The following is a 19441-nucleotide window of genomic DNA, read 5'->3' on the forward strand; positions in this document are numbered from 1 at the left end:
TCATACCTCTGCCCGTGGCATCTCGGCAAGAGACCTCCGTCCCCGAGGCGCGTTCGGCACCGGGTTCGCCCCGCTCTAGGCTTGGGGACCACATCATCACCGCGTCGTCAGCGAGGAAGCCGATGCCCGAATTCGCCTTCACCGAGCTTCTCCCCCAGGGCCCGGACGAGACCGACTACCGCCTGCTCACGAGCGACGGGATCAGCGAGTTCGAGGCGGGCGGCCGCACCTTCCTTCAGGTCGAGCCCGAGGTGCTCCGGCTCCTCACCGAGACGGCGATCCATGACATCTCGCACCTGCTCCGCCCGGCGCACCTGACCCAGCTCCGGAAGATCCTGGACGACCCGGAGTCGTCGCCGAACGACCGGTTCGTGGCCCTCGACCTGCTCAAGAACGCGAACATCGCGGCGGCGGGCGTGCTGCCCATGTGCCAGGACACCGGCACCGCGATCGTGATGGGCAAGCGCGGCCAGCACGTCCTGACCGACGGCGACGACGAACGTCACATCGCGCACGGCGTGTACGACGCCTACACGAGGCTGAACCTCCGTTACTCCCAGATGGCGCCGCTGACCATGTGGGAGGAGAAGAACACCGGCAGCAACCTGCCCGCCCAGATCGAGCTGTACGCCGCGCCCGGCGACGCGTACAAGTTCCTGTTCATGGCCAAGGGCGGCGGGAGCGCGAACAAGTCCTTCCTGTACCAGGAGACCAAGGCCGTGCTGAACCCCGGCCGGATGCTGTCCTTCCTGGAGGAGAAGATCCGGTCGCTCGGCACCGCCGCCTGCCCGCCGTACCACCTCGCGATCGTGGTGGGCGGCACCAGCGCCGAGTACGCCCTCAAGACCGCCAAGTACGCCTCGGCGCACTACCTCGACACCCTCCCGACCGGGGGCGACCCGACCGGCCACGGCTTCCGTGACCTGGAGCTCGAGCAGCAGGTCTTCGAGCTCACCCAGAAGCTCGGGATCGGCGCGCAGTTCGGCGGAAAGTACTTCTGCCACGACGTCCGCGTCGTCCGGCTGCCCCGCCACGGGGCGTCGTGCCCGGTGGCGATCGCGGTGTCCTGCAGCGCCGACCGGCAGGCCCTGGCGAAGATCACCCGCGACGGCGTGTTCCTCGAGCGGCTCGAGGCCGACCCGGCGCGCTACCTGCCCGAGACCACCCACGACGACCTCGAGGGCGAGGTCGTCCGCATCGACCTCAACCGCCCGATGGACGAGATCCGCGCCGAGCTCGGCCGCTATCCCGTCAAGACGCGGCTCTCGCTGACCGGGCCGCTCGTCGTGGCCCGGGACATCGCCCACGCCAAGATCAAGGAGCGTCTGGACGCCGGCGAGCCGATGCCGCAGTACCTCCGCGACCACGCCGTCTACTACGCCGGCCCGGCGAAGACGCCGGAGGGCTACGCGAGCGGGTCGTTCGGACCGACGACGGCCGGCCGGATGGACTCCTATGTCGAGCAGTTCCAGGCGGCCGGCGGCTCGCTGGTCATGCTGGCCAAGGGCAACCGCAGCAAGCAGGTGACCGACGCGTGCGAGGCGCACGGCGGCTTCTACCTCGGATCGATCGGCGGCCCGGCCGCCCGCCTGGCCCAGGACTGCATCAAGAAGGTCGAGGTGCTGGAGTACCCCGAGCTCGGCATGGAGGCGGTCTGGAAGATCGAGGTCGAGGACTTCCCCGCGTTCATCGTGGTGAACGACAGGGGAGACGACTTCTTCGCGGACACGACCGGGCCGCTGCTGACCATCGGCCGACGCTGACGCCCGACCGGCCGCCGTGGCCTGACTGCGGAATCAGACCGACGGTGAATCGGGCCAGTTCCAGGTCATGGCGCTCTTGCCGTCGCGGTCGATGTCGTACTTGACATAGCCGTCGGCGGTCCAGCCTCCGTTGACCTTCGAGGAATCGACCTTGGTCGAGCAGAACACGTCGCCGTCCTTCTGCGTGTTCACCTTGTGGCGGGCTTCGCACGACTGGGTCTGCCTCGCGACATTGTGGCGTTCGAGGCGGAGGACGAAGCCGACCTTGTCGAACTTGCGCTTGTCATCGACGTCGGAGTCGCCGCCGTTGTGCCAGTGGATGTCCGCGTAGGCCCAGTGTTTGCCGTTGGAAAGCTTGACCACGCAGAGGTTGATGGCGAACCTGGTGTCTTTACCGGGCGTCGGGAGGGTCTTCTTCATCTTCGGGTTGTCGCTGTAGAGGCAATGTTCCGTGTCCGCGTGCGCCGGCGGCGCCAGGGCGGTGACGGCGGCCGCGGTGACGGCGGCCGCGCTCAAGGAGCGGACGATTCGCGTGAAGCGCATGGTCTTCCTTCCGAGTTTTCGCTGGTGGAGGGGGACGCGCTGAGCCGCCCCCAGGGGAATCAGCGAAGCGGCATGAAGATCATCATGCCGGAATGACGACCGCGAAACGCCCTTAATGCCACAAATCAGGGCCAGGGTCGCAGAAGTCCGAACGCAGAACACGGGGCTTCGGCGGCCAGATCAGTGGGGCCGGCTGGCCGCGGTATTGCCGGGCCGCGCGCGGCCGGAATGCAGGGCTGCCTGCTATTTGCGCTTGACCTTGGTCTTGTTCTTGGCCTTGTTCTTCGTGGCCAGGCCGTGGCTGGTCTTGGTGGCCTTGGTCGGTGCGGCCGCGGCCTGGCTCGTCTTCGCCGGTCTGCGGGCCGGAGCCGTACGGCGCGCGGCCGACGGGGCCGTGCCGGCGGACACGGGCCGCAGCGGCACCCCGCCGCCGGGTCGAAGGGACGGCGGGGCCGGGTTCGACGGCGTGACGGTGCCATGGCCGGGAGACGAGCGCTCCGCCTCCTGGCCGCCTCCGGAGGTGACGGTCACCGTGACGACCACGGCCGCGGCGGCGACCGCCGCGGCGGCCACGCCCGGCACCATCATCCGCCGTGCGCGTCTGACCCCCGTGGGCTTCGTGACGTCCGCCCCGAGCCGTGCGAGCAGTTCCCCGGTCCGCGGTCGCTCCGCCGGGTCCTTGGCCAGTGCGGCCGCGACCAGCGGACGGAGCGATTCGTGCAGGTCGTCGAGGTCAGGCGGTTCGTGGATCATCCGCAGCGCCACCTCGTCACCGTCCCCTTGACCGAACGGGTTGCGGCCGGTCCCGGCGTAGGCCACGAGACAGCCCCACCCGAAGACGTCGGCCGCGCCGGCGGCGGGCCGCCCCGTCAGCCGCTCGGGCGGGATCCAGCCGGGACTGCCCATCACGACGCCGTCCTTGGTCAACCCGCCCGAGGCGGGAAGGCGCTGGGCGATCCCGAAGTCGATGATGCGGGGGCCGTTGGGCGTCAGCAGCACGTTGGCGGGCTTGAGATCCCGGTGGACCATGCCCGACCCGTGGATCGCGGCCAGTGCCCGCGCGACCCCCGTGGCGAGGGCGCGCAGCTGCTCCGGCCGCAGGGGCCCGCTCGTGTCGACGAGGTGCGCGAGTGACGGGCCCTCGACGTACTCGGTGATCAGGTACGGCGGTCTGTCGGTCGTGCCGTCGACGAGTACCCGCGCCGTCCACCCGGCGGGCACCCGCCGGGCGCACTCCGCCTCGCTCTGGAACCGGAGCCGCACGCCCTCGTCGTCGGCGTCCTCGGGACGCGCGGTCTTGACCGCGACGAGACCGCCGCTCCGGTCGCGCCCCAGGTAGACGACGCCCATCCCGCCCGAACCCAGCCTGGCGACCAGGCGGTGCCCGCCGATGGAGGCCGGATCGTCGATCTCGAGCGGAAGCACACCGGAAGCGAGGACCGTGGGTCCGTCGAGCCCCGAAGCCGAAAAGGTTTCCATCCTCACGCCTCTTCCGATGGCGTTGACAACAGACCTGCCTGTCAGCTCCGATCTTGCAGCGGTGCCGACCTGAGTGCAAGATCACCGTAAGGATCCGCGTGCCGCGACGGGCACACGCGGGTATCTTGCGCTTCGTGGCCGAGTCCCGGGATCGCTTGCTCTCCGGTCGTTACCGGCTGATCGAGGAGATCGGCCGAGGTGGCATGGGCACCGTCTGGTGGGCGTACGACGAGGCCGATGAGCGTGAAGTCGCTGTCAAGGAGGTCCACCTCCCGCCCAGTCTGAGGCCCCGTGAGCGGATCAACCTCATCAAGCGCACGAACCGCGAGGCGATGTCCGCCGGCCGGCTGAACCACCCCGGTCTCATCGCGATGTACGACGTGGTGATCGAGGACGACCGCCCGTGGCTGGTCATGGAGTATGTCGCGGCCCGGTCTCTGGAGGACGTCTTCGTCGACGGCCCGATCTCGCCCGTACGCGTCGCGGAGATCGGCCGCCAGCTGCTCGACGCGCTGCGGGCGGCCCATGAGGCCGGCATCGTCCACCGTGACGTCAAGCCCAGCAACGTGCTCCTGGAGACCTCCGGGCGGGTGGTCCTGACCGACTTCGGCATCGCGACGTACGAGGGCGCCACCACCCTCACCCAGTCGGGGACGTTCATGGGCTCACCGGCGTACGTCGCTCCGGAGGTCGCCCGTGGCGAGCAGGCGTCGCCCGCCTCGGACCTGTGGTCGCTCGGCGCGACCCTCTACGCCGCCGTCGAGGGACGGCCCCCGTACGACTTCGAGACGGCGATGGCCACGCTCAGTGCGCTCGTCACGGCCGAGCCCGACCCACCGACGCGTGCCGGGCCGCTCCGCCCGTTGCTCGACGGCCTCCTGCGTAAGGATCCCGCGCGGCGGCTGACCGCCGAACGCGCCGCCGCGCTGCTGACCACCGCCACGGCCCCGCCGTTGCCGCCGCGCCCGGCGGAGGTCTCGCGAGCGCGGTCGAGCAGGCGGTCCAGCCACGAGTGGTCCAGCAGCGAGCTGTCCGGTCTCCGGAGACCCGGCCGGGCGCAGCCGGCTCCGCCGGGTGTCGGGCGCTCCGGCCGCGCGAAGCCCACGCCGACCGGCCCGGAGGGATCGGACCGTGCGCGGTCCGAGCCCCCGGACCTTGACCGGCCGGGCCGGGCGCCTGCCACGCCGTCCGGCCTCGAGCGGACCGGGCAGGACCGGACGAGTCGGGACCTGCCGGTGACCGGGGCTCCGGGTCGGGCACCCGCGCAGCCGACAGCGGACTGGGTGCCCGTCGCGAGGCCGTCGGGCACATCGGCCGCCGGATCCGCGCGCGGCCGGCGGCGGTTGATCGACCGGCCGGGAATGCTGCCCGCCGTGACCGGCGGTGTGCTGGCGCTCGCGGTCGCGGCCGGCGTGCTCGCCGGGCTGGGCGGCTGGGCCGGTCCGCGGGACGCCCCGTCCGGCGCCCGCTCGCCCGCCGCCGGTGCTCCCCCGACCGTGGCGCCCCGTACGCCCGGCGCCACCTCGACGCCGACGCTCACCGCGCGGTTTCCGGGCGCCCTCCCCCTCACGCTGCTGGACGCGTCGGACCGGCCCGTGTCGCGCCGGGTGGCGAGGGAGAGCGGCGCCTGGCCGGACGCGTCCGCGCTGACCCTCAGCGTTCCCGGCCATGTCCGCCGTGTGGGCGTGCTCGTCGTCTGCCGGTCCGGCGCACGCCGGCTGTCGTTCACGGCCTACGCGCTGGGCGTCCCCGGCCGGACGGTGAACGGCGACTGCGCCAAGAGCGGGCGCCGGGTCTCGACTCCACCCGAGCTGAGGCTTCCCTCCGGCGCGTCGCACGTCCGGATCCGCGTACGCCTGCGCCGCGGACCGGAGGCCGTCGCCGGCCCGATCGAGTGGCTCGTCGGCGCGTACGAGTCCCTGACGGGGTGAGCCGCGCGCCCGGACCCGCCCCACGCGGGGGCCTCCGGTGCCTCGCCCCTCATCGCGTCACGAGCGCGCGGCGACCCGCCACGTGGGGGGCCATCCGGCACCTCGCCGCTCATCGCGCCCACGGGCGCGAGGCGACCCGCCACGTGGGGGCCACATCCGGCGCCTCGCCGCTCATCGCGTCACGGGCGCGAGGCGATCCGCCGCCGGCCGGCCGGACCGGCCCGTGGCGGGGAATACGGCTGGTGTCTCATGGGTCGGGTATGGACGGGGACGATTCGACGGCTCTGGAGACGACCGATGAGCGAGCAGCAGGAGTTCCGTATCGAGCACGACTCCATGGGGGAGGTACGCGTTCCCGCATGGGCGAAGTGGCGTGCACAGACCCAGCGGGCGGTGGAGAACTTCCCCGTCTCGGGGCAGCGGCTGGACCGCGCGCACATCGCCGCGCTCGGCCACATCAAGGCGGCCGCCGCGAAGGTCAACGCCGAGCTCGAGGTGATCGGCAAGGGGATGGCCGACGCGATCGCGGAGGCCGCGCTGGAGGTCGCGGGCGGCGACCACGACGCGCACTTCCCGATCGACGTGTTCCAGACCGGGTCGGGCACCTCGTCGAACATGAACACCAACGAGGTGATCGCGACCCTCGCCCAGGAGCGGCTGGGGCGGCCGGTCCACCCGAACGACGACGTCAACGCCTCGCAGTCGTCCAATGACGTGTTCCCGTCGTCGATCCACATCGCGGCGACCGGCCTGGTGGTGCACGAGCTCATCCCCGCCCTGCGGCACCTCGAGAGCGCTCTGGACCGTAAGGCCGAGGAGTTCGCGTCCGTCGTCAAGTCCGGTCGGACGCACCTGATGGACGCCACCCCGGTCACGCTGGGCCAGGAGTTCGGCGGCTATGCCGCGCAGGTACGGTACGGCGTCGAGCGGCTGGAGGCCGTGCTCCCCCGGCTCGCCGAGCTGCCGCTGGGCGGCACCGCCGTGGGCACCGGCATCAACACCACGCCCGGTTTCGCGGACCGGGTCATCGCCGAGCTGGCCCGGGCGACCGGGCTGCCGCTCACCGAGGCGCGGAACCACTTCGAGGCCCAGGGGGCCCGCGACGCCCTGGTCGAGACCAGCGGCGCGCTGAAGACGATCGCTGCGGGCCTGACGAAGATCGCCAACGACCTGCGCTGGATGGGCTCGGGGCCGCGCGCCGGGCTGAGCGAGATCCGGCTGCCCGACCTCCAGCCCGGCTCGTCGATCATGCCCGGCAAGGTGAACCCGGTGATCCCCGAGGCGGTGTGCCAGGTCGCCGCGCAGGTGATCGGCAATGACGCCGCGATCACGTTCGGCGGCGCGTCGGGCAACTTCGAGCTCAACGTGATGCTGCCGATGCTCGCCCGCAACCTCCTGGAGTCGATTCGCCTGCTGGCGAACGTCTCCCGGCTGTTCGCCGACCGGTGCGTCGAGGGCATCGAGGCCGACGCCGACCGCTGCCGGGAGTACGCCGAGTCGTCGCCGTCGATCGTCACGCCGCTCAACCGCTACATCGGCTACGAAGAGGCGGCCGCGGTCGCCAAGCAGGCGCTGCGCGAGCGCAGGACCATCCGGGAGGTCGTCCTGGAGCGCGGCCACGTCGACGCGGGCCGGTTGACGATGGAACAGCTCGACGCCGCCCTCAACGTCCTCGCCATGACCCGTCCCGCCGGCTCCTGACCCGGCGCCTTCGCGTCGTCCGATCCGCCGGGGACCCGGCCGCCGCCCGAGGCCGCGTCCGGTGCGGCCGGCCCCATCGCCGAAGGGGCTGGCCGCACCGGACGCCGCGGATCAGTACCAGCCGCTGGCCGCCGAGTGGCCCCATGCCGTGCAGGGATTCCCGTACCGGCTCTTGATGTAGCCCAGCCCCCACTTGATCTGCGTGGCCGGGCTGGACCGCCAGTCCGCCCCGGCGGCGCGCATCTTGGCCGCCGGGAGGGCCTGCGGGATGCCGTACGCCCCCGACCAGGGGTTTCGGGCCCGGTGGTTCCAGCTGCTCTCCCGCGTCCACAGGCGGTCCAGGCACTGATACTGCCGGTACGACCAGCCGTTTTCGACGAGGAACGGCAGGGCGAGCACTCGGTTGCGTTCCCCGATGGTCAGCTGCGGTGGCCGGGCGGGCACCAGGTCGGGCCGTGCGTGGGCCGGTTCCGCGCCGCGTGCGGGCGTCTCCCCCGTGAGTCCGGTGATGAGAGCGGCGGCGCTGCCGAGCGCGGCCACGCTGCTCCGGGAGAGTCCCGTCAGTTTGAGATCCAAGTCGGCTCTTCCGTCAGCCGGAACGCCGGTCACGCTCCGTGCAGGCCTTCACTCCGCCGGTCGGCTGCCCTGCGGGCGACCGGGCCACCGGACGGCATCCCATCAGGGCGCCGCACGCGACGTTCCGCGCTTCGGAGTGACGGTGACGGTCCGTCCCGGACGGGAGCGGACCGTCACCACGCCATGACACGTTCCGTGACACGCCCTGCTCGACACCGCTCCCGGCCGCGTCTGTGCCGCTCTTTTACCGACTTCTTGCCGCCGATCAGGGGTGTCGGGATGAATCGGCGGCGACAGGCCCTAGTACCAGCCGGTTCGGTCCATGTGCGACCATGCGCCGCACGGCGTCTTGTAACGACCCTTGATGTACTTCAGACCCCATTTGATCTGGGTCGCCGGGTTCGACTTCCAGTCCTTGCCCGCGCTGCGCATCTTCTTGCCGGGCAGCGCCTGGGGAATGCCGTAGGCACCCGACCAGGGGTTGTGCGCCGTGTGGTTCCAGCTGCTCTCGCGGTTCCACAGTTTCACCAGGCAGGTGAACTGGCGCTTGTAGGTGCGATGCCACCGCTTCTTCACGAGCGGCTTGGCGATGCGCTGATTCCGCTGCTTGCGGCTCAGCTTCTTCTGCGCGCTGACGGCGACGCGTTCGGCCGCCGTGGTGGGTGAGGCCGCCTGAACCGGTGCCTCGGCGGCGAGGCCGATGCCGAGGCACATGCAGAGAGCGAGTGTCACGGCCTTGACCGCGGAGAGGCCACGTGGGCGCTTGGGGAACAAGAAGGACCTTTCATCAGCCGACGCGCCGGTCACGCGGCGAGCGGTGTCCGCCTCGGCCGTAGCGGCCTTCGTGGAGCGGGATGGAAGGCGACCGGGCGATCGGCCGGCGTCGCTGTGGGACGCCGTGCCCGGCCGTGAGGGACGGCCGGGCATCCGAGGCGGTGCGGCGGGTGGCCCGCCGCGTTCATCCCCACGGGCGTCTCACGATCCGTGGGTGGGCCCGGCGGCCGGTGGCCGCCGGGCCGAAGGGGAATGTCAGTACCAGCCGGTGGACTGGGAGTGGCCCCAGGCGCCGCAGGGCGTGCTGTAGCGGCTCTTGATGTAGCCGAGGCCCCACTTGATCTGCGTGGTGGCGTCGTTCTGCCAGTCGGGCCCGGCGCTGGACATCTTGGAGCCGGGGAGCGCCTGCGGGATGCCGTACGCGCCCGAGGCATTGGCCGCGTGCACCCGCCAGCCGCTCTCGCGGTTCCACAGACTGACCAGGCAGCTGAACTGCGAGCTCGGACTCCAGCCGAAGCTCGACAGCATGTTCCGCGCGATCGTCTGCGCCTCGCCGGCCGGAACGGCGTCGCCGCCGCCCCCGCCGGTGCCACTGCTCGGGCTGGTGGTCGGCGTCTTGGTCGGAACGGGCTCACCCTTGGCCAGCAGCTTCGGCCGGTCCTTCTCGCTGCGGGCGGCGCGCAGGGCGCGGCTCTTCAGCTCCTTGCGGCGCTGGCTCTCGATGCTCTTGCGCTGCGTGTCGGTGAGCGGGGCCGGCTGCTCCGCCTGGGCCTGCACCTGAGCGGAGGGCTCGGCGGCGGCCTTCTTCGTGGGCGTGGAGTCACCACCGGTGAGCGCGAACGCGGCGGTGCCGCCGCCCACGACGACGGCCGCGGCGGCGGCGATCGCACCGATCTTCACCAGCCTGCCCGAGGGGCGGGACCTGCGGCGCATCGACTCGAAGCCATCGTCCCCGGAGCCGGGGCCGGGGCCGTTCGGCGGCAGAGGGCCGCCGGGAGGGGGAGCGCCGAAGTCGTTGCGGGTGACCTCGAACTCATCGACCGGGGCGGTTTCGGCCGTCCCCGGCAGGGGCATGGCGGAGGTGGCCCCGGAGACGTCCGGCCCCTCGGGCCACGACGCGATGGGGGAACCCGCGACCTTCACGTCCTCGGACGAGGGCTGGTTCTCGAGGAAACGGGCGTCGTCCCACGGTGCGTGAGGCTCGGTGCCGTCTTGTCGATCGTCTCGCCCGGGGGACCCGAAACGGTCTCCGTACAAGGCGGTCCTTCCGACGGTCGCACGCGCATGGGCACGCGTACGAGTGCCATCACCCCCGGCGCCGCCGCGACTCGAAAGCGCGCGGCACCCTGGGCGGGCTTGCCCTCCCGACATGCGGCGCACGGGGGGTCACGCCGGGACCGGGGGGTGTCCCGCAGGAGTGCTTACGGCGGACCACACTGCAGTAAGACGGGGGGTACTCCGCAACCGGAATGACGTGACTGATCTCACGTCTAATCACGTCACATCGGGCACAAACGACCGAACATCCACTCCGAGCAGGGAATTCACTGGTGGCGACATCGTTATGTGATGTTGGTCACACTATGACGATCGCCGTTTGAACGACTCCGGGGCGTGACGAAAAGGGGCTCCTCCGATCGAATCGGAGGAGCCCCTGGGCCTGCGCGGAATCAGACGCCGACGTCGCCGAGCGTCTCCGTCACGAGGGCGGCGATCGGTGAGCGCTCGGACCGGGTCAGGGTCATGTGCGCGAACAACGGGTGCCCCTTGAGCTTCTCGACCACCGCCACGACGCCGTCGTGGCGACCGACCCGCAGGTTGTCCCGCTGCGCGATGTCATGCGTCAGCACCACGCGCGAGCCGGTGCCGATGCGCGACAGCACGGTGAGCAGCACACCGCGTTCGAGGGACTGCGCCTCGTCGACGATCACGAACGAGTCGTGGAGCGAACGGCCGCGGATGTGGGTCAGCGGCAGCACCTCGAGCATGCCGCGGTCGAGGACCTCCTCGATGACGTCCGGAGTGGTCATGGCGGACAGGGTGTCGTACACCGCCTGTCCCCACGGGGACATCTTCTCGTTCTCGGTGCCGGGCAGGTAGCCGAGTTCCTGCCCGCCGACGGCGTACAGCGGCCGGAACACCACGACCTTGCGGTGACTGCGGCGCTCCAGAACGGCCTCCAGGCCCGCGCACAGCGCCATGGCCGACTTGCCGGTGCCGGCCCGCCCGCCGAGCGAGATGATGCCGATCTCCTCGTCCATCAGCAGGTCCAGCGCGACGCGCTGCTCCGCCGACCGCCCGTGCAGGCCGAACACCTCCCGGTCGCCGCGGACCAGCTGCACGGACTTGTCGGGCATCACGCGGCCGAGGGCCGAGCCGCCGGCCGAGATCAGCCGGAGCCCCGTGTGGCACAGCAGGTCGCGCGCCTCCTCCAGGTCGAGCCGGCCCGCGTCGTACAGCTCCTCCAGCCGGTCGGAGCCCACCTCCAGTTCCACCATGCCCGTGTGACCGGTCTCCACGACCGTCTCGGCGCGGTACTCCTCCGCCGTGAGGCCGACCGACGCGGCCTTGACCCGCAGCGGCAGGTCCTTGGACACCAGCACGACGTCGTGCCCCTCCTGGGACAGCGAGAGCGCCACCGTGAGGATGCGGGTGTCGTTGTCACCGAGCCGGAACCCGGCCGGCAGCACCGACGGATCCGAGTGGTTGAGCTCGACTCGGACCGTTCCACCCTGGTCACCGACCGACAGCGGCTCGTCCAGGCGGCCATGGGCGACCCGCAGGTCGTCCAGGGTGCGAAGGGCGTTCCGTGCGAAGTAGCCCAGCTCCGGGTGGTGGCGCTTGGCCTCGAGTTCGGTGATCACGACGATCGGGAGTACGACCTCGTGCTCGGCGAACCGGGTCAGCGCCCCCGGGTCGGCGAGCAGAACGCTGGTGTCGAGGACGTACGTGCGCCGGGTGGTGGCAGGTGTGGCCACTCGTTCTCCTTCGGGCACCTGCCCAGGCGGGCCGCCTGGGAAAGCGCCCTTTCCTCGGGGGGACCTGGTACGACGCTAGGCCGAAGGAACCGCCCGAGAACAGATGCGCACCGAGTGGTCGACCGGCCGAAACCGGCCGTTCGGGAACGCTCAACCGACGGTTCAGAAGCCGTAGCGCCGATGCCTCGCGGCGTAGGAACGGATCGCCCGCAGGAAGTCGACCTTGCGAAAGTCAGGCCAGAAGGCCTCGCAGAAGTGGAACTCCGAGTGGGCGCTCTGCCAGAGCATGAAGCCGGACAGGCGCTGCTCTCCCGACGTGCGGATGACGAGATCCGGGTCGGGCTGGCCGCGGGTGTACAGATGCTCCGCGATGTGCTCGACATCGAGGATCTCGGCCAGTTCCTCGATGCTGGTGCCCCTGCTCGCGTGCTCATGCAGGAGTGAGCGCACCGCATCAGCGATCTCACGTCTACCTCCATACCCAACCGCGACGTTCACAATCAGACCAGGGGCGTCAGATGTGCTTTCGGCGGCGTGCTTCAGCACACGTGCGGTTTTGTCGGGCAGGAGATCGAGCGCTCCGACCGGCTGGACGCGCCAGCCCTGGCCGGCCAGGTCCTCCACGGTGTTCTCGATGATCGCCAGCAGCGGCTCCAGCTCCTCCGCGGGCCGGGACAGGTTGTCGGTCGACAGCAGCCACAGCGTGACGACCTCGACGCCCGTCTCCTTCGACCACTGGACCAGTTCGGAGATCTTGTCGGCGCCCCGCTGGTGACCGGTGGCGACGTCGGCGAGACCCATCGACCGCGCCCACCGGCGGTTGCCGTCCAGGATCACCCCGATGTGGCGCGGTGTGGTGTCCGGGCTGAGCCTCGTCTCAAGCCGTCGTTCGTAAAGCTTGTAGACCAGGTCTCGCAAGCCCATGTGCCCGCACCTTCTTCGTCGACGCCAGGGGGATCAGCAGTCAATTATCGCCCCGGAGGGCGCATGCCGGGCGCTTACCGGTGAACTCGCGAGGACGTCTCGGTAATCGGCGCCCACCCGCCGAGCCTCGACGACCAGGGCCGCCAGGAAGTCGGCGAGCTCCGCGGAGGTGAGGACCGCGCGCACCCCGTGGCCGTCCGTTCCCCATGCCTCCACGACGGCCCTCCGGGACCGCCGCCACTCACCGCCGCGGTGGTCCGGGCCGGACAGCCAGGTGCACGACGTGCGGAGCGTGCACCGGAGTTCGCCGGTGCCGGCCGTGTCCGCGCGCTCCCTGCACCGGAACGTGAACAGCTCGGGCTCCCGGGAGACGAGCCGGTACTCCCCAGGGGCGCCCGGCGCCGCCGGGGCCGGCGGTTCGGGAAAGCGATCCGCCTCATCGGGCCAGGCCCGTGCCTCCGGTGAGCCCTCGAGGCGAGCGTCGGCCACCCGGCGGGCGAGCGCGGCCAGGAAGTACCCGCAGCACTCCCCCACCGCGCCGAACGACCGGCCGTCGCACTGAAGTTCGAGCGTGACCTCGTACGGGGTGCCGCTCCGGTCGCGGACCGGAACCATGATCACCTCTAGCCATGATCCGTCGACGCAGCGTAGTTCTCCCACATGGGTAAGCGTAGATTGCTGTTTTGCTCCAGATCGAGAGCCCACGGGATACTTGACCCGACGCTGACCGACCCGGGCGCCCGAGGTCACCCGGGATGAGGCGGCGCGTGAAACGCCCCGGGCGCCCGGTTTCCCGTTGATCGGACGTGAAACGCCCCGGCGGCGGGCGTCCCGCCGCCGGGGCGTACCCATCCCGGGTTGGTCAGCCGATCGACTTGACGATCGCCTCGTCGAGGCCGGTGAAGGATGAAAGGTATTCGCGGCGCTCGGCTTTCAAACGCCCGACCATCGCGTCGTACTCCTCCATCCGGCCCTGCCGCTCGTACAGCCGCCGGGGCTGGAGGATCTCGATGTCATCGATGCCGGGCAGGGACGAGGCGATCTCGTACCCGAAGTCGGGATCGTCCTCCCACTCGATCGTGCCCTCGACGATGGCCTGCACGATCGCCGACGAGTGCGGGATCTTCACCTTCTTGGCGCGGTCGTCGCCCTCGCCGCCTCCGACGCGGCCGGTGTTGAGCACGAAGACCTTCATCTCGTGGCTGTCGAGCAGTTCGAGCATCCGGTTGCCCATGTCGGCCATGTCGCGGGGGAAGAAGGGGTTGGTCCCGGGCACCCGCAGGAACTTGCCCTCCTCGTCCTTGCCGCCGGCGCTCGTGCCCGTCGTCTCGCCGAGCATGAAGTACGCCGCCGCCTGCGCGCGGTCGAGCCGGGCCACACCCGGGACGATGTTCTCGTTGCGGTTGAGGATCAGCAGGAACTCGGCGGGCTCCACCTGGTCGGCCGGCCACGGGTCGACGTACTTGAACGGCCAGGTCGTCCGCCCGTTCTTGGTGCAGGAAGTGTCGAAGAAGTCGACCTTGCCGTCGGCGTCGACCGAGACGTTCTCCAGATAGGCGTCGGGCTTCACCGTGGCGTTGTAGATCGTCGGCTCGAATTCGGGATCCAGGCCGAATGTCTTGGCGAAACAGCCGTTCTCGGTGGTGTGGACACGACCTCCCGGCATCAAGGCGATGAAGTCGTCCTGGACCGGCTTACTGCCGAGCTGGGTGGTGAAAGTCGTCGTCGTCTTGCCGGTGCCCGACAGACCCACGATGAGCACCGTCTTGTTCTCACCGCCCACCGGGATCACTTTGCATCCGGCGTGCAGGGAAAGGCCACCGCGCTCATAAACGATGTTGTTCCACATCCGCAGGCCGCCCTTCTTGGACTCCCCGAAGTAGTCCGAATTGAAGACCCGCGTGATGTCGGAATCGAGGTCGACGGCGATGAGCCGGTCGTTCGGGTAGCCCTCCATCGGAAGGTTCGGGGTGTACACGACGGTGGTGTCGGGGTCCCACGTCGCCGGGTCGTAGGTGTCTTCGACCGGGTAGTAGAGCTGCTTCTGCATGCCGGCGATGTTGGCGTTCGACGCCTCGATGACCAGGCGGGCCCTGGTACGGAAGCCGCGGTCGCTGCCGATGTAGCCGTCCACCACGACGACGTCCCGGCCTGCGAGGTAGGTGTCCTGCGCGCCGGCGACGCGGTCGTACTCCGCCCGGGTGATCGTCTGCTTGGTGCTGTTGGTGGAGTCGTCCACGATGTAGGTGGACTTGGCGCTCCGGCTGTCCACCCGGGCCTTCACGACGACGTTGCCGAACTCGGTCACCTGGGAGTTGGGCATCTTCTCGGTGAGTTCACGCAGTCGGGCCGCGGTCGGATTCCACTCGACGGACCTGGCCTTGACCTCGTACGCCACGATCACTCCTTCGCACAGGGACACCCGATGGGTTGATGGTCGGGATTTGGTGAGTGTACCCACACGAGGCATTTTGAACATCCCCCCGTCAAGCAGATCTCAACGGGGGGAAGGTCGTTTAGGGGGCATTGGTTTAGACCTTTGGATTAGACCAATGGATTAGACCTTTGGACTAGACCGAGCGGCAATTCTTGTTTGTTTCACGCGTGTTTCCGATTTCCTCGAAGTCGGTCGGCCGGACACGGAGGGGCCGCGGGTCAGACCTGGGGGCCGGCGGCCCGCGCGCGCTCCACGTGCAGGAGCGCGTCCCGCAACTCGGCCAGCCACTCGTCGGCGTTCTTCCCGACGAGACGGACGCACCAGGCGAGCGCGTCACTGCGGCTGCGCGCGACACCCGCGTCGACCAGCGTGTCGAGAACCCTCCGCTCAGGCTGGCGGAGGCGGGTCATCACGGGCACGGACAGCGTGGTGAACATGACCTTCTCATCGGCGCACTCCACGCCCCAGGAGACCTTCCGGGCGAAACGGTGCTCGGCCTCCCGGGCGATGGCGACCCGGTGTTCCCGCGTGTCCTCGCGAAAACGCTGGATCTGGCCGGCGACGGCCTCGGACCGCTCGGCCTCGGAGGCACCCTCGGCGACCTCAGGTTCAGCCAACCGGCCGATGACGCCGATCTCCTCCCGGTCGAGGACGACCCGGGGCGGCCCCTCGAACCACTCATCGGGCAGCCGCCCGGAGAACCAACCGCGGAGCTTCTCCTCCGCACCTTCCGTAGTAGTCATGTAATCATGATTACATGACATCGCGCGGTCGCCAAGAGCGGATGCCAGGTTGACAGAAACCCCCTTATGGGAGTTACTTTCATTTCATGTCAACATCCAGATGGTGGTAACTGTCATGAACTCTCTTGGAGTCCGCCGTTGGTGGGTGCTCGGCGCACTCGTCGTCATCCTGCTCGCCGTAGGCCTCGACCTGACCGCGCTCAACGTCGCCCTGCCGACACTGTCGGCACAGCTGGGCGCCGGCACGACCGCACTGCAGTGGATCGTCGCCTCGTACACACTGGTCTCGGCGACCCTGCTCATTCCGGCCGGGCTGATCGGCGACCGGTACGGCCGTAAGAAGACGCTGCTCGCCGGCCTCGCGCTATTCCTGGCCGGCTCGGTGATCGCCACACTCGTCTCCAGCCCCGCCGGCCTGATCACGGCCCGCACGCTCATGGGCGTCGGCGCGGCGGCCATCACTCCGCTCGCCATGTCGGTGCTCCTCGTCGTCTTCCCTCCCGAGGAACGGCCGAAGGCGCTCGCGGCCTGGGCCGGCGCATCCTTCCTCGGCCTGCCGCTCGGCCCGATCATCGGCGGTTACCTGCTCGACCACTTCTGGTGGGGCTCGATCTTCTTCATCAACATCCCCGTCGCCGCGGCGGCCCTCATCCTGGGTCTCATCCTGATCCCGGAGTCGCGCTCCTCCTCCGCTCCCCGTCCGGACTTCGCCGGTCTCCTGCTGTCGACCGCCGGCCTGATCGCGCTCGTGTACGGCACCATCCAGGAGAACGAGTACGGCTGGTCGAGCCCGGCCGTGTGGGGCGTGATGACGGCCGGCGCGATCGTCGTCGTGGCCTTCGTGGCCTGGACCCGTCGCGCCCGCCACCCGCTGATCGACCTGACCCTCTTCGCCGACCGGCGGTTCACCGGCGGGGTCGTCCCGGCCACCCTGATGACCTTCGCCATGTTCGGTGTGCTCTTCGTCGCCCCGCAGTACTTCCAGGCCGTGCTCGCGACCAGCCCGCTGGGGTCGGGGCTCCGGCTGCTGCCCCTCATCGGCGGCCTGCTGGCGGGCTCCCGGATCAGCGCGCTCCTCGTCAGGCGGCTCGGCGCGCGCGTCACCATCGCCGCCGGGAGCCTGGTGATGACCGCCGGAATGGTCATCGGCACGACCACCACGGCCGGGTCGGGCTACGGCCTCGCCGCCGCCTGGCTGACGGTCGCGGGCCTGGGGATGGGCCTGATGCTCCCCGCCTCGATGACCGCGGCCCTGAGCGCTCTGTCGGCCGAACAGGCGGGCGTCGGCTCCGCCGTCCTCATGACCGTCCGTCTCGTCGGAGGGGCCTTCGGAGCCGCCGTGCTGGGCAGCGTGCTGTCCTCCGGCTACCGCGGGCACGTCGACGTGGCCGGGCTGCCGCCTTCGGCGGCCGAGGCGGCGAGGGCCAAGGTCGGTGGCGGCCTCGCGGTGGCCGAGCGCCTGCACGACCCCCGACTGCTCCACTCGGCGCGGGCGGCGTTCACGCACGGGATGGACCTCACCCTCGTGGCCGGTGCGGGGATCATGGCGGCCGCCGCGATCCTCGCCGTGATCCTCCTGCCGCGTCGAGATGCCACCGCGCCCACGGGTAACGGACAATCGACTCATGAGTACGCCTCCGCTTGAACGGTCTCTCGAACAACGCCTCGGCCTGCGCGAACGGAAGAAGCTGAAGACCCGGCGTTCCATCCAGGAGCACGCGCTCCGGCTCTTTCTGGAACAGGGCTACGACGCGACGACCGTCGAGCAGATCGCCGAGGCGGCGGAGGTGTCGCCGAGCACGTTCTTCCGGTACTTCCCGACGAAGGAAGACGCCGTCCTCACCGATGAGTACGACCCGTGGATGCTCCAGATCCTCCGCGAGCAACCCCCGGAGCTGTCCCCCGTGGAGGCGCTCCGCACCATGCTGCGCGAGACCATGGGGACGATGATCGCCGGTGAACGACAGCGGATCCTCGATCGGGGCCGCCTGATGCTGTCGGTCCCGGCCCTGCGCTCCCGTCAGTGGGAGCAGACCAGGGCCACCCAACGGGCGATCGTCGAGGCCCTCGCCGAGCGGGTCGGCCGTCCGGCGGGCGACTTCGAGCTTCAGGCGTTCGGGGCGGCGCTGATCGCCGTCTGGGAGACGGCGGTCCTGGCCTGGGTGTACAAGGACGGCGAGGAGGACATCCTGGAACTGCTCGACCGCGGCCTCGACTTCCTCGCCGCCGGGTGCCCCCTCTGACCGCCGCGCGTCGCCTCCGCGGCGCGCGGCGCGAGTGTCAGGCCTTGGTGCCGGCGAGCTGGGGATTGACCCGGATGGCGCCCCAGAAGTTGTTCAGGTAGACGTCCTGGATCTGGATCAGAGTGCCGGTGTGCCGCGCGACGACCATCTTGTTGTTGCCGAGGTAGATCGCGATGTGCGAGACGCCGTTGAAGGTGGGGTCGTTCTTCCAGGTGAGCAGGTCGCCCGGCTGGGCCTGGCTGAACGGCAGCCGCCAGCCGGTGAACGCCTGGATGTCGGCCGTGCGCGGCATCCTGATGCCGGCCTTGGCGAAGGCGTACTGCACGAGGCCGGAGCAGTCGTAGCCGCCCTCGCGGTCGGACTCACCACCCCAGACGTACGGCATGCCGATTTTGGACTCGGCGGCCTGGATGACCGTGCTGACCTGCGTCGCGGTCAGCACGCGGCCCGGAGCACCAGCCGTGCCCCCGGGAAGGGTCGGGCCGTCGAACCGCGACTCGAGCGTGGCCATCTTGGCGCCCTTGGGAAGGAGCTCGGCCAGCTGTTTACGGAGCTTGGCGAGGTTCGCGTGCGGGGCGCTGACGAGCAGGGCGTTGCCGGAGGGCATGCCGATCGTCTGCGCGGTGTAGTGCGAGACCACCGCGTCGACCTGGTCGATGCCCATCGTGGCGTACGCGCCGACGCGCACGGACGTCTGGTGCGTCTGCCCGCCGATCTGCGTCTGGGACGCCAGCGGGATGCCGCCGTCCTGCCCCATGGTGAAGGAGATCGCGACGTCGCCGCCCGCGACGTTGTTCCACAGGGCGTCGGACTTGGCGCTCGCCTCGGGAGTGTAGGCCCGGAACGTCGACGGCTCGACGCCCAGGATGCCCACGCGCTTGCCGCCCACCAGCGCGCGCGCCGCGTCGACGACCTCCACGGCGTTGACGCCCTTCGTCTGGCGGACCTTCTCGATCGCGTCGGCGGGCAGCGTCTGCGGGGAGGCGACCAGAAGGTGCGGTGTGACCGTCTTCTGGAGCGCCGCCACCCGATAACTGGTGCTCTGCGCCGCGGCCACGTAACGCCCGCCGGCGAGTGGCACCGCCGGGGGCTGCAGCGGCCCGGCGAGCACGATCGCGATGTCGGCGGCGATGGTGGTGGCCAGTGAAACGCCGACGACCGTCGGCAGCATGCGGCGGCTCGGCCAGCGCACGGCACCCTCCCTCGTCCCCAGTGCGTTGTACGACTATGACCTACGAGGGCGATGGTCGTCCAGATGCCCATGTGCCTCGTCGGCCACTGGTGTTCGCCCGCCGGCGGTCCGTCCGGGCGCTCGTTCTGAGGTAACACGGCCGAAACGCAAAGATCAA

Annotated in this window: 16 protein-coding genes; 5 read left to right on the plus strand and 11 right to left on the minus strand. The window is 70.2% G+C overall.

Annotated features, from left to right (window positions below; genetic code table 11):
• Positions 1-122: 122 nt before the first annotated feature.
• Positions 123-1763 carry a fumarate hydratase gene (locus tag NE236_RS16870; RefSeq protein ID WP_252842938.1) on the plus strand — a complete coding sequence of 547 codons (1641 nt, stop codon included), beginning with the start codon at positions 123-125 and terminating at the stop codon, positions 1761-1763.
• Between the two features lie 33 nt (positions 1764-1796).
• Here the strand turns inward: NE236_RS16870 and NE236_RS16875 are convergent, their stop codons facing one another.
• Together NE236_RS16875 and NE236_RS16880 are read right to left on the minus strand one after the other, a co-directional pair.
• Positions 1797-2279, minus strand: a complete 483-nt coding sequence (locus NE236_RS16875; protein ID WP_252842939.1) for a hypothetical protein — start codon at positions 2277-2279, stop codon at positions 1797-1799.
• A 270-nt stretch (positions 2280-2549) separates the two neighbouring features.
• Positions 2550-3785 (minus strand): serine/threonine-protein kinase, encoded by a 1236-nt coding sequence (locus tag NE236_RS16880; RefSeq protein ID WP_252842940.1) that lies wholly within the window; start codon positions 3783-3785, stop codon positions 2550-2552.
• A gap of 134 nt (positions 3786-3919) precedes the next feature.
• Between NE236_RS16880 and NE236_RS16885 the strand changes: the two genes are divergently transcribed.
• Both NE236_RS16885 and NE236_RS16890 read left to right on the plus strand, forming a co-directional pair.
• The gene (locus NE236_RS16885; protein ID WP_252842941.1) at positions 3920-5716 is read left to right on the plus strand and encodes a serine/threonine-protein kinase; all 1797 of its coding nucleotides are present in this window, start codon (positions 3920-3922) and stop codon (positions 5714-5716) included.
• A 297-nt stretch (positions 5717-6013) separates the two neighbouring features.
• On the plus strand, positions 6014-7417 hold the full coding sequence (locus tag NE236_RS16890) for a class II fumarate hydratase (protein ID WP_252842942.1): 1404 nt from the start codon (positions 6014-6016) through the stop codon (positions 7415-7417).
• Positions 7418-7528: 111 nt separating this feature from the next.
• Here the strand turns inward: NE236_RS16890 and NE236_RS16895 are convergent, their stop codons facing one another.
• From NE236_RS16895 to abmR, 8 genes are all read right to left on the minus strand, one after another.
• Complete coding sequence (locus NE236_RS16895; RefSeq protein ID WP_252842943.1) at positions 7529-7993, minus strand: aggregation-promoting factor C-terminal-like domain-containing protein; 465 nt, start codon at positions 7991-7993, stop codon at positions 7529-7531.
• 300 nt (positions 7994-8293) lie between these two features.
• Positions 8294-8725 (minus strand): aggregation-promoting factor C-terminal-like domain-containing protein, encoded by a 432-nt coding sequence (locus NE236_RS16900; protein ID WP_252842944.1) that lies wholly within the window; start codon positions 8723-8725, stop codon positions 8294-8296.
• A gap of 297 nt (positions 8726-9022) precedes the next feature.
• Positions 9023-10024, minus strand: a complete 1002-nt coding sequence (locus tag NE236_RS16905; RefSeq protein WP_252842945.1) for an aggregation-promoting factor C-terminal-like domain-containing protein — start codon at positions 10022-10024, stop codon at positions 9023-9025.
• A 413-nt stretch (positions 10025-10437) separates the two neighbouring features.
• A complete protein-coding gene (gene phoH2, locus NE236_RS16910) occupies positions 10438-11745 on the minus strand; it encodes an RNA 5'-3' helicase PhoH2 (protein ID WP_252842946.1) in 1308 nt (435 codons plus the stop codon).
• A 162-nt stretch (positions 11746-11907) separates the two neighbouring features.
• Positions 11908-12669: an isoprenyl transferase gene (locus NE236_RS16915; protein ID WP_252842947.1), complete on the minus strand. Its 762-nt coding sequence runs from the start codon at positions 12667-12669 to the stop codon at positions 11908-11910.
• Between the two features lie 33 nt (positions 12670-12702).
• Positions 12703-13284 (minus strand): hypothetical protein, encoded by a 582-nt coding sequence (locus NE236_RS16920; protein ID WP_252843122.1) that lies wholly within the window; start codon positions 13282-13284, stop codon positions 12703-12705.
• 247 nt (positions 13285-13531) lie between these two features.
• On the minus strand, positions 13532-15067 hold the full coding sequence (locus NE236_RS16925) for a phosphoenolpyruvate carboxykinase (protein WP_252842948.1): 1536 nt from the start codon (positions 15065-15067) through the stop codon (positions 13532-13534).
• 257 nt (positions 15068-15324) lie between these two features.
• A complete protein-coding gene (abmR, locus tag NE236_RS16930) occupies positions 15325-15849 on the minus strand; it encodes an ATP-binding transcription factor AbmR (protein WP_289850499.1) in 525 nt (174 codons plus the stop codon).
• A gap of 115 nt (positions 15850-15964) precedes the next feature.
• Here abmR and NE236_RS16935 point away from each other — a divergent pair, with 115 nt between their 5' ends.
• Together NE236_RS16935 and NE236_RS16940 are read left to right on the plus strand one after the other, a co-directional pair.
• On the plus strand, positions 15965-17494 hold the full coding sequence (locus NE236_RS16935; RefSeq protein WP_252842949.1) for a DHA2 family efflux MFS transporter permease subunit: 1530 nt from the start codon (positions 15965-15967) through the stop codon (positions 17492-17494).
• Positions 17475-18092, plus strand: a complete 618-nt coding sequence (locus NE236_RS16940) for an acyl-CoA-like ligand-binding transcription factor (RefSeq protein WP_252842950.1) — start codon at positions 17475-17477, stop codon at positions 18090-18092. The genes NE236_RS16935 and NE236_RS16940 overlap by 20 nt, the downstream gene beginning before the upstream one ends.
• 37 nt (positions 18093-18129) lie before the next feature.
• Here NE236_RS16940 and NE236_RS16945 read toward each other — a convergent pair whose 3' ends face one another.
• Positions 18130-19284, minus strand: coding sequence for a C40 family peptidase (locus tag NE236_RS16945; protein ID WP_252842951.1), 1155 nt, complete (start codon positions 19282-19284; stop codon positions 18130-18132).
• Positions 19285-19441 lie beyond the last annotated feature (157 nt).

It is taken from the genome of Actinoallomurus purpureus (genome assembly GCF_024055795.1).
GTDB classification, from domain to species: domain Bacteria; phylum Actinomycetota; class Actinomycetes; order Streptosporangiales; family Streptosporangiaceae; genus Actinoallomurus; species Actinoallomurus purpureus.

Bases quoted from the DNA above. Each gene is read 5' to 3' on its own strand.
- NE236_RS16920 (WP_252843122.1), bottom strand. From the start codon at position 13,284: ATGGTTCCGGTCCGCGACCGGAGCGGCACCCCGTACGAGGTCACGCTC.
- NE236_RS16940 (WP_252842950.1), top strand. From the start codon at position 17,475: ATGAGTACGCCTCCGCTTGAACGGTCTCTCGAACAACGCCTCGGCCTG.
- NE236_RS16870 (WP_252842938.1), top strand. From the start codon at position 123: ATGCCCGAATTCGCCTTCACCGAGCTTCTCCCCCAGGGCCCGGACGAG.
- NE236_RS16890 (WP_252842942.1), top strand. From the start codon at position 6,014: ATGAGCGAGCAGCAGGAGTTCCGTATCGAGCACGACTCCATGGGGGAG.
- abmR (WP_289850499.1), bottom strand. From the start codon at position 15,849: ATGACTACTACGGAAGGTGCGGAGGAGAAGCTCCGCGGTTGGTTCTCC.
- NE236_RS16915 (WP_252842947.1), bottom strand. From the start codon at position 12,669: ATGGGCTTGCGAGACCTGGTCTACAAGCTTTACGAACGACGGCTTGAG.
- NE236_RS16880 (WP_252842940.1), bottom strand. From the start codon at position 3,785: ATGGAAACCTTTTCGGCTTCGGGGCTCGACGGACCCACGGTCCTCGCT.
- NE236_RS16935 (WP_252842949.1), top strand. From the start codon at position 15,965: ATGAACTCTCTTGGAGTCCGCCGTTGGTGGGTGCTCGGCGCACTCGTC.